Source organism: Anaerolineae bacterium (assembly GCA_011176535.1).
In the GTDB taxonomy this organism is placed as follows: Bacteria; Chloroflexota; Anaerolineae; order Anaerolineales; family DRMV01; genus DUEP01.
In genome coordinates this window covers 1-9,322 of sequence record DUEP01000057.1, presented here as the reverse complement: position 1 = coordinate 9,322, position 9,322 = coordinate 1, and the positions used below count along the sequence as shown (strand labels likewise).

Annotated in this window: 9 protein-coding genes and 1 pseudogene; 1 reads left to right on the top strand and 9 read right to left on the bottom strand. The window is 63.7% G+C overall.

The features are described from left to right. The coding region (locus G4O04_06370) for an AAA family ATPase (GenBank protein HEY58144.1) at window positions 1-685 on the top strand (685 nt) is incomplete at its 5' end. A 150-nt stretch (window positions 686-835) separates the two neighbouring features. Here G4O04_06370 and G4O04_06365 read toward each other — a convergent pair. From G4O04_06365 to G4O04_06325, 9 genes and pseudogenes are all read right to left on the bottom strand, one after another. Then, window positions 836-1,729 (bottom strand): hypothetical protein, encoded by an 894-nt coding sequence (locus tag G4O04_06365; GenBank protein HEY58143.1) that lies wholly within the window; start codon window positions 1,727-1,729, stop codon window positions 836-838. Next, a complete protein-coding gene (locus G4O04_06360) occupies window positions 1,726-2,385 on the bottom strand; it encodes a helix-turn-helix transcriptional regulator (GenBank protein ID HEY58142.1) in 660 nt (219 codons plus the stop codon). The genes G4O04_06365 and G4O04_06360 overlap by 4 nt, the downstream gene beginning before the upstream one ends. Window positions 2,386-2,493: 108 nt before the next feature. Beyond that, on the bottom strand, window positions 2,494-3,678 hold the full coding sequence (locus tag G4O04_06355; protein HEY58141.1) for a hypothetical protein: 1,185 nt from the start codon (window positions 3,676-3,678) through the stop codon (window positions 2,494-2,496). Further along, window positions 3,675-3,950 carry a phosphoribosyl-ATP diphosphatase gene (gene hisE / locus G4O04_06350; GenBank protein HEY58140.1) on the bottom strand — a complete coding sequence of 92 codons (276 nt, stop codon included), beginning with the start codon at window positions 3,948-3,950 and terminating at the stop codon, window positions 3,675-3,677. The genes G4O04_06355 and hisE overlap by 4 nt, the downstream gene beginning before the upstream one ends. Window positions 3,951-3,953: 3 nt before the next feature. Then, on the bottom strand, window positions 3,954-4,439 hold the full coding sequence (hisI, locus tag G4O04_06345; protein ID HEY58139.1) for a phosphoribosyl-AMP cyclohydrolase: 486 nt from the start codon (window positions 4,437-4,439) through the stop codon (window positions 3,954-3,956). Further along, window positions 4,363-5,880 (bottom strand): bifunctional phosphoribosylaminoimidazolecarboxamide formyltransferase/IMP cyclohydrolase, encoded by a 1,518-nt coding sequence (gene purH, locus G4O04_06340; protein HEY58138.1) that lies wholly within the window; start codon window positions 5,878-5,880, stop codon window positions 4,363-4,365. Before purH ends, hisI begins: the two co-directional genes overlap by 77 nt. Before the next feature lie 21 nt (window positions 5,881-5,901). Further along, window positions 5,902-6,678 carry an imidazole glycerol phosphate synthase subunit HisF gene (gene hisF, locus G4O04_06335; GenBank protein HEY58137.1) on the bottom strand — a complete coding sequence of 259 codons (777 nt, stop codon included), beginning with the start codon at window positions 6,676-6,678 and terminating at the stop codon, window positions 5,902-5,904. Window positions 6,679-6,745: 67 nt separating this feature from the next. After that, window positions 6,746-8,932 (bottom strand): sensor domain-containing diguanylate cyclase, encoded by a 2,187-nt coding sequence (locus G4O04_06330; protein HEY58136.1) that lies wholly within the window; start codon window positions 8,930-8,932, stop codon window positions 6,746-6,748. A gap of 93 nt (window positions 8,933-9,025) precedes the next feature. Then, a pseudogene (locus G4O04_06325) lies at window positions 9,026-9,247 on the bottom strand (IS701 family transposase). Window positions 9,248-9,322 lie beyond the last annotated feature (75 nt).

The window sequence follows — 9,322 nt, the reverse complement described above, 5'->3', positions numbered from 1 at the left end:
TGATGGGCGGGGCAAGCCGCTGGTGCGCCTCTCTGGACGGGCCGCCGCCCTGGCCGACGCCTTCCGCCGTGCCGAAGCGCTGGCCCCCGATGATTGGTCCGCCGCCTGGGAGGCGCTGCTGGCGCTACTGGAGGCCGACCCCGTCCTGGATTGGCTGCGCGATCGCGCCCACGAGGCCGCCCGCGCGGGCCAGACTTGGCGCGACTTCCTCACCCACGTGGTGCTTTCCTCGGAGAGCGATTTCTACGACCCGCGCGCCGATCGCGTGGCCCTGCTCACCCTGCACGCGGCCAAGGGGTTGGAGTTCCCCGCCGTGTTCATCGTCGGCCTGGAAGACGGCCTGTTGCCCTACCACCGGGAAATGATCTCACCCCTCCTCCGGACTGCCGGGGGCAGTCCTTCCCCCTCCTCTCCCTTAGCAAAGGAGGGGAGGGGGACAGGGGATGGGGAGAGATCTCCTGACCTCGCCGAAGAGCGCCGCCTGTTCTATGTGGGCATCACCCGCGCGGCCCGGCGGTTGTTCCTGAGCCACGCACAACGTCGGCGGTTATATGGCCGCACCCTGCGCCTGCCGCCGTCGCCTTTCCTGAACGACCTGCAGCATGTGCTGCGCATCGTCCAGAAGAAACGCCCCCGCCGCAAAAAGCGCGACGAGGGCGGCCCGGAGCAGTTGCGGTTGTTTTGATTCAAGGCTGTTGTAGGTGTGGGTGGTAACATTTTCATTTGACTTGACAGGCAATGGGGAGAGTCCCCAATCCCAAAAGGGGGACCCTTGCGCGAGGGTGTCGCCCGCACGTTGCCCCGCGGCGGCTTCACGCCTGAACGCCTGGTTCGTCTAAAATGCCCTGGCGGTGGGTGGCACCACGCCGCATCGCTGGCGGGGGAAGTCCAACACCAGGATGTGCTCCAGGAAGGGGGCATTGCCCAGGATGCCCACCAGGTCGTTGTCTTCCAGGAAGCGGCGCCGATCTTCGCCTTCAAGGTAGTGAATGATGGGGACGGCGAGGGGCTGGCCGCCCAGGGCGAACCTGGCGCGGGCCGGGCCGCCCATGACCTCCATTGATTCCCCCCAAGCCGTGATGGGGAAGGTTTCGCTGACTTCCCCGGTAGTGAGTTGCTGCCACTGGTAGGGGTCGGTAAGCAGGTGGAAGAGGCTGCTTCCGGTGTCGAACATGGCCCAGCGGGGGGTGCCGTCTACCGTGATTTGCAGCACCACATGGCCGTACGCCGAACGGCGCAGCGGGGCCCAACGGGCCTGCTCTTCCCAGGCGGGGGGCAGGGCCTCACAGCGGGACAGGCGTTGGTTGGGGAAGTCCAGCACCACAATGTGGCCGTGGGCCCAATCGGCGCCGAGGGTGCCCAAAATGGGGCGACCGTCGTCGGGGAGGGGGGCGTCGTCGCCAAAGCCGAGAAACCAGGCCACCCGCTCGATGGACCAGGGCCCGATATGGAGGGAAAGGTCCACCACGGGCATTTCCCGCCCATTGAGCACGGCGGGGCGAGGACGGTGAGGATGCTCGCCGATGCGCTCTTGTTGCGCCGGAGAAAAAGCCTTTTCGTAAAGTATGGTGATGGGAGCGCCCAGATCGAATTGCAACCAGCCTTGCAGTCCGTCCAGCGAGGGGAGGGTGCCCAAGAGGAACATGGCGGCGTGGGGAAAGTCGCGCTCGCCCAGGCGGGCGCTTTGCCAGCGGAAAGGAATCCATTGCAGAGTGGGGGACGGGGTCATACGGTATCCTCCAGGTTGTTCTGGTCAGGCGGCTGTGTGGCCTCTTCTGGGGGCGCCGGGGTGGGGTAGAAGGCCAGGAAGAGAGTGTAGAGGGCGCTCTCCTGGTCGGCGGGGGGACTGTGAGCCTCGAACTCCTCGACCAGGCGGCGCAGCCGGTCGAGAAAGGCCGCCACTTGTGTGGGGGTGAGCCGCGCCATGGCGTGGGAAAGGCGCAAGGGGACCGGCGTACCCTGGGTGGAGGCGGTTTCCATGAGGTGCCGCAGCCGACCGGTGGCCACCAGTGTGTTTAGGTCCTGCCGCAGGCTCTCCACGACACGCGTTATGGAGGGGGGCCAGCCCGTCTCCTCTTCGGCGTGCAGGGCCAACAGCCGATGGTCCACATCGAAAGCGAAGGCCGTGACCTGATATCGTTTCTCGAGGATGCCGGAGACCAGGCGGGTGCCCACCACACGGATGAGGTCGTGGCGTTCCAATAGGTTGAAGTGGTAGTACAGGCGCGTGGGGGGGATGGCCAGGGCCTGGGCGACTTCCTTCACGGTGCGAGGCTGGTGGCGCAGCAGGGCCAGGATGCGCATCCGCAAGGGATCGGTGAGCACCTTAAGGGTGTCCAGATCGCGGATGATTTTGATGGGTTTGGGGGTAGGATGGTCATTCATAGAGAGGAGAATGTTCAAGAATTTTTGAATGGTTAAGAGATTTTAGCATACTGCACGCAGACTGTCAAGCCTGAGGAGCAAGGGGCTCTGGCGTGATGCCCGCAAAGGTTACCAGGGGGGTGGGAAGAGGGTTTGCAGTGCTTCCTGGAGGGTGGGAAAGGTTTGGACACCCAGGTTGTGGAGGCTTCGCTGTTTGGCCGGGTGGCTGGCGATGCCCAGGGGAGTAAGCCGGACGGGAACGCCCAGTTGGCGGACCGCATCGGCGGCCCCAAGCGCTGATTGGATGCCTGGGGCGGTGTCTTCGACCACGATGAGGTGCAGGCCCGGGGCAGGGAAAAGGCTCCGTGAAGGGGGGCGCTGGCGAAACAGCCAGTCCGCCGTCAGGCGAAGGGCTTGTGCCTCGTCCCCGGTGAGGGCGGCCAGGAGGGCGGCCAGGGCGTGAAAGGGGTGGGGTTTGAGTAGTCGTTCTGCGCCGTCTTCGGTGTTTCCCTCCGCTGAGTCAGCCAGGAAGGCCTGGAGACGCCCGAAACCGATGAGGGGCAGGTCGGGGCAGCCGACCACTTCCAGGGCCATCTCGGCTTCGGGAGGGTAGCCTGGTCGCAGGGGAGTGCCCCGTGGAGGGAGAGAGGGCCGGGCGGTGAACACGCCGACGGCCAGATGGCCCCAGCGTCGTGCCTCTTGAACCCGGTCGCGCAGCGCGGGGGTGAGGCGTGGGCGGTCATGGCGACGCAGCAAGGATGGGGAAGTGAAGGGCGCGGCAAGCCCATAGGTTTGGACAAAGGCCTTTTCGCCCAGCACCAGCAGTTGAAACAGGCGGGTGAGAGGGGAGCGTAAGGGTTCTCGCGTACCGGTGAGCAACCGTTCGGCCAGAGGACTGCGGCCGAGGGTAGGGAAGGGAGCAGAAGAAGTGGCCTGGAGGCGCCAGGTGACTTCAGACGGAGGCAGGCCCTTCTGTAAGTGAGGACGGAGGCGCTGAGGCAAGGCGGCAAAGTCCGGGGGTGGGGTGGTTCCCCAGGGCCCCGGCGAGGGCCCGTGTATCTCCAGCACAGCGGGCTCGGGCACCTGCTTATGATGGGCTGCCCAGGCCTCCAGGGCGGTTGCCAGGGTCAGCGGCACCATATCCCATTCGCTGGTGATGCCTGCTGCTTCAAAACGGGCAGACAGGTCCTGGAGAGGATGAAGAGGCCAGCCCCAGCGTTCGAAGGTGAGGCGTAAGGCTTCGCCCATCGCGGCTCGATAGCCCCCAGGCTCGACGAGCACGCCGTCCAGGTCGAAGAGAAGCACGGGCTTCATCGGTGGCGGCGCTCCAGTTCAGCGGCGATGTCTTCCGGGGTGAGGCCGCGGGCGACCATGAGCACGAGGACATGATAAGCCAGGTCGGCGATTTCCTCTGTCAGTCGGCGGTCGTCCTGGCTCAGGGTGGCCACCACCACTTCGGTGGCCTCTTCGCCCACTTTTTGGGCAATGCGCGGCAGGCCCTCGGCCAGGAGGCGGGCCGTGTAGGATTCCGGGTGGGGATGGGCCTGGCGCTCTTTCAGGATGGTGTAGAGTTGGGTGAGGTTCATGATTCAATCCGTGGTGGGGTTGTCCGTGCTTGGGGCCGGGGGCCAGAGAGCAAAGGTCAAGGCAGGGTAGCGACGGTAGAAGCACGAGGTGTTGCCCGTGTGACAGGCCGGGCCGGCGGGTTCTACCAGCAGCAAGAGGGTATCAGCATCACAGTCCACTCGGATTTCGACGACTTTCTGGATGTTGCCCGAGGTCGCGCCCTTGTGCCAGAGTCCCTGCCGGCTGCGCGACCAGAAGTGTGCCTCGCCGGTTTCCAGGGTGCGCTGCAAGGCTTCGGCATTCATGTAGGCTACCATGAGTACCTGGAGGGTGTGGACATCCTGCACCACGGCCGGGATCAGGCCGCGTTCGTCGAATTTGAGGGCAGGGAGACCTTCTCCTGATACTGGAACACCTGGCACCGTAGCACTCCTAATGCCGAAAATGCCGCACGCCGGTGAATACCATCGCCAGGCCCAGGCGGTTCGCAGCGGCGATGACCTCTGCATCGCGGATGGAGCCGCCGGGCTGTACGATGGCCGTCACGCCCTGTTTGGCCGCCTCTTCGATCCCGTCGGGGAAGGGGAAGAAGGCGTCGGAGGCCAGCACGCTGCCCGCGGCCTTTGCGCCGGCCCGCTCGCCGGCGATGCGCACGCAATCCACCCGGTTGGGCTGCCCGCCGCCGATGCCCACGGTGGCAAAGCCACCCTCGGTGGGTTGGGCCAGCAATACGGCGTTGGACTTCACATGCTGCACCGCTTTCCAGGCAAAGCGCAGCGTGGCCATCTCGACCTCGGTGGGCTGCTTTTGGGTCACCACCCGCCAGGTGGCATCGGCGGGGTCGCCGTGATCCACCTCCTGGGCCAGAAAGCCGCCCAACACGCTGCGGTACTCACTCTCTTGGGCGGGCAGGCCGTTGGCGCGTTCCAACAGACGGATGCGCTTGCGCTTTTGTGTGAGCCGGGCCTCGGCTTCGGGGGTGTAGCCCGGCGCGATGATGGCTTCCACAAAGAGTTTGCCTAAGGCCTCTACAAAAGCCTCATCCACCAGCCGGTTGGCGGCGATCACGCTGCCAAAGGCCGAAACCGGGTCGCTGGCGATGGCGTGAGGCAATGCCTGGGCTACGCTCTCGCCCACGGCCACGCCACAGGGGCTGAGGTGTTTGACCACCACCACGGCGGGCTCCTCAAAGGCCTGCACCGCGCGCCAGGCGGCGTCGAGGTCGAGCAGGTTGTTGTATGAGAGGGGTTTCCCGGCGTAGCGTATCGTGGCGGCCAGGGGGGGCGCGTCGGGTGTGGTGGCGTAATAGGTGGCGCTTTGGTGGGGGTTCTCGCCGTAGCGCAGCGGGTAGGTGGGGAAGAGGGCCAGATGCACGGCCTGGGGCGCGGCGGCCTGGGCGGCCAGGTAACGCTGAATGGCGGCGTCGTAGGCCAGGGTGTGGGCGAAGGCCTTTTGCGCCATGCGCAGGCGGAAGACCGCTGGGTCGGCCGGGTCAAGGGCCTCGGCGTAGTCGGCCGGGTCACAAAGCACGGTCACGCGGGCAAAGTTCTTGGCCGCGGCCCGTAACAGCGCCACGCCGCCGATGTCAATCATTTCCACGGTCTCGGCCAGGGTGGTCTCCGGTCGGGCGGTGACTTCTTCGAAGGGATAAAGGTTGACCACCACCAGGTCAATGAGCGGCCAGCCGCGGGCCTCCAGCGCTGCGCGGTCTTCTGCAGTGTCGCGGGCCAGGATGCCGGCGTGGATGGCCGGGTGAAGGGTCTTTACCCGGCCGCCGAGCATCTCCGGCTCGCCGGTGATGGTGTTGACCGGCGTCACGGGCAGGCCGGCGTCTTTCAGCGTGCGGGCGGTGCCGCCGCTGGCGATGAGTTGCCACCCGCGGGCGTGGAGTTGGCGGGCAAAATCAACCAGGCGGGTTTTGTCGTAGGTCGAAAGCAGGGCTGTAGGCATCGCATCACCTCGGGGAGAGACTTACGCCACAGGGCGGATGGGGATGCCCTGGGCGGCCAGATAGGCTTTGAGATCCGGGATACGAAGGACGCCATCATGGAACAGCGAGGCGGCCAGGGCTGCATCGGCCTTGCCTTCGGTAAGCACTCGGGCGAAGTGTTCAGGGTGGCCAGCCCCGCCCGAGGCGATCACCGGCACCGGCACGGCTTCGGCCACGGCGCGGGTCAGTTCGTCATCGTAGCCTTGCAGGGTGCCATCGGCGTCCATGCTGGTCAGCAGGATTTCGCCGGCACCCCGTTCCACGCCGTGTACGGCCCATTCTACCGCGTCCAGCCCTGTGGGCGTGCGGCCTCCGTTGATGAACACTTCCCAACGGGGCGGCGCGCCGGGGGGCGAGACCCGCTTGGCGTCGATAGCCAGCACGATGCATTGGGCGCCAAAGCGTTCGGCCCCTTCGGTGAGTAGATGAGGGTTGCGAACGGCGGCCGAATTGACGCTCACCTTGTCAGCCCCGGCCAGGAGCAGGCGGCGCATGTCGGCCACGCTGCGGATGCCGCCTCCGACAGTGAGCGGCATGAAGACCACCTCGGCCACGCGCGTCACCAGCTCCACCGTGGTGGCTCGGCCTTCGGGCGTGGCGGAGATGTCCAGGAAGACCAGTTCGTCGGCGCCCTGGGCATCGTAAAGGCGGGCCTGTTCCACAGGATCCCCGGCGTCGCGCAGGTTGACGAAGTGGACCCCTTTGACCACGCGGCCATCGCGGATGTCTAAGCAGGGGATAATGCGTTTGGTGAGCATGGCGGATAAACCTCGTTTGGCGTTCAGGGTGAGCATGAACAAGGTAGAGGAGAAGCAGGGGGCCTGGTCAACCGGCCTGGGCGGCAGGAGAGCCTCCCCGCTGGGCGCGCTGTTGGGCTTTGTTGGCATACATGCGTTCGTCGGCTATGGCCAGCAAATGCTGGGGGTCGGTCCCATCCTTGGGAAAGGAGGCGATGCCCACGGACAACCCACACCGAATCTCATCAGGGAGGCCTTTGAAGACCAGGGATTCCACCTGCTTGACCAGTTTGCGGCCCACGATTTGGGCCTGCTCAGAGGTGGTTTCAGGGAGCAGGGCGACGAATTCGTCCCCACCATAGCGGGCTACAAAGTCGCTTTCGCGTAAAGCGGTGCGCAGGGCAGATGCGGTTTGTTGCAGCACAAGATCGCCGGTGAGGTGGCCGTAGGTGTCGTTGACGGCTTTGAAGCCGTTCAGGTCCAGCACCATCAGCACATAAGGGTGCCCGTAGCGCTGGGCGCGGTGGGTTTCCCGTTGCAGGGCTTCCTCGAAAGCGCGGCGGTTGGGCAGGCCGGTCAGGGGGTCGGTGTAGGCTTCCTGTTGCAAATGGCGCATGAGTCGCGCGTTATAGAGCGCCGCGCCGGCGTAGGCGCCCACCAGGCGAAGGGCAAACTGATCTTCAGAGGCGAGCCGGAAAGGATGATCCCAGAAAAGCCCTAAAATCCCCTGGATACCCTGGGGCGCCTGGAGAGCGACCAGCGCGCCGGACTGTGCACCAGTCCGTAGGTGATGCAGGGATGGAGGGAGACATTGGGTAGTGGAAGCGTCTTCCATCACGACGAAAAGATCATTCTTCTGCAAAAGAGACCGACAATCTGTGAGTTCCTGATAGTGGTGGGCGACGAACCAGGCAAGTTCTTCATTGATGCCATGCAGATAAGAGGGTTGCATTTTTCCAGTTTGATCATCCAGGGTGAAAAGTACGCCTTGGGGCGCTTGAAGTAGTTTGCGGGCCCCTTCGCCTATGCGTTGGGTGAGGGCTGTTTCATCCAATCGGCGCATCAATTCTGAGGCCCATTGGCTTAGTTCTTCCAGTAACTGGATCTCTTCCCGCCGGCGGTCCTCGGCCAACGCCCGCAGGAGCACCAGCGAGAGGAGTTCAGCTGTTTCGCGTGCCCGCGCGATTTCCTCCGCCCCAAAAGGGCTTTTTCTGAGCAGGATCACGGCGCCGAAAAAGTCCTGGCCTGCCCGGCGCATGGGAATGACGAGGGCCGTGTGCTCTTCTAAGGGCAGTTCGGCTTTGGGGCTTGAGGCAAGTGTCCCAGAATTTTCGTTGGGGACTAGGAGCAGAGTGTCTTGCTCCCGCGCCTGTGTGACCAGAGCCTTCTGCCAGGGTTCCAGGGGCTTTGTTTCTGGAGGTTCGTGAAACGAGGGCCCCGGTTGGCCCTGAGCCGTGGAGGCCACCAAGAGGCACTCGCCCCTTTGTTCATCCCAAAGCACCAGATACCCTCGACTGGCTTCTACCAGAATCCCCATGTGGTACACCAGATAGTGAGCCAGCCGCTTTACCTGGCGGTGGTGTAATCCTTCATGAACCACATCGCGCAATTGGGCGAGGTAGTTTCGTTCTTGGCGCAATTGTTGGTTCGCTTGTTCCAATAAGTGCCGCAAATGGAGCATGATGCCGCTGATCAAGACAATGAAGCCCCAATCGCTCAGTGTGATGAGCAATGCCCGCCGAAAAGAAGGAATAGGCTGGATCTCTCCGGTGCTGTAGAACGCCCGCCACCAGCCGTAGGCATACCCCATGCCCAGTACGAGATAACCGGTGGCGGACAAAGCGGCCAGGAGAAGAACAATCGGTCGGGGGAAAATTAACGCCACCCCGGCCAGATAAGTCAAAAGGAGCAGGTTGCCAGGGCTTTCCAGTCCTCCTGTGAAATGGATAGCGGTCAAAATAATTAGCAGATCGCTCAAACTGTGAAAGAAAACCCAGCCCATCACCAAGGGGCGTGGAAGACGGCCCTTGGTGCCCAGTCCGTAAAGCGGCAGACCGAGTAGCGTGCCCATGATGACTATGATCAAGAGAAAGAAGGTGGGCCGCGCCATGACAGGGGTGATCCGTAGAGCCACTGCCACAGCCCAAATGGCAAAGGATATCCCCACCACAATGAGCCGCATTTTGTTGAACACACAGGCCTGGTAAACGGGGTCTAACGGTTGTTCTGTTTCATCCGAAGCATAGCATTTGATCCGGGGCAACATGCGCGACACAGAAGCCTCTCCCTCCGCTAGTCCAGACAGACCCGAATTGCTCTACATTTTACTCTTTGTGTTGTGAGAAGGCAATAAGAGCGGGTGAATTCCCAGGCGACGGGTGGCCCGGTATTCCTCGCGACCGTCTGGGGTCACCGTCTTGAACACCTTCACCCATCCGTAGCCCTTCAGGTGAATGATACGACCGTGCCGGAGAATCAGCCGCGCCGCTACCGGGCGATTCTTGCGGTTGCCTTCCACCGAAACCAACCGATTGGTCTTCAGGCGCGTGAACCAATGCCATCCCAGCTTCAAGTTATCCAAACCGGCATACCCCGGGTCCACAACAGAGAGATCAGGTTGATGCCTTGGACGACCCGCCATGTTCAGCGACGTGTGTAGGCGTCA

What these genes read in the sequence shown, in the direction of transcription:
- G4O04_06365 (HEY58143.1), bottom strand. Translation starts at nt 1,729, where the DNA reads ATGACCCCGTCCCCCACTCTGCAATGGATTCCTTTCCGCTGGCAAAGC.
- G4O04_06360 (HEY58142.1), bottom strand. Translation starts at nt 2,385, where the DNA reads ATGAATGACCATCCTACCCCCAAACCCATCAAAATCATCCGCGATCTG.
- G4O04_06355 (HEY58141.1), bottom strand. Translation starts at nt 3,678, where the DNA reads ATGAAGCCCGTGCTTCTCTTCGACCTGGACGGCGTGCTCGTCGAGCCT.
- hisE (HEY58140.1), bottom strand. Translation starts at nt 3,950, where the DNA reads ATGAACCTCACCCAACTCTACACCATCCTGAAAGAGCGCCAGGCCCAT.
- hisI (HEY58139.1), bottom strand. Translation starts at nt 4,439, where the DNA reads ATGCAGAGGTCATCGCCGCTGCGAACCGCCTGGGCCTGGCGATGGTAT.
- purH (HEY58138.1), bottom strand. Translation starts at nt 5,880, where the DNA reads ATGCCTACAGCCCTGCTTTCGACCTACGACAAAACCCGCCTGGTTGAT.
- hisF (HEY58137.1), bottom strand. Translation starts at nt 6,678, where the DNA reads ATGCTCACCAAACGCATTATCCCCTGCTTAGACATCCGCGATGGCCGC.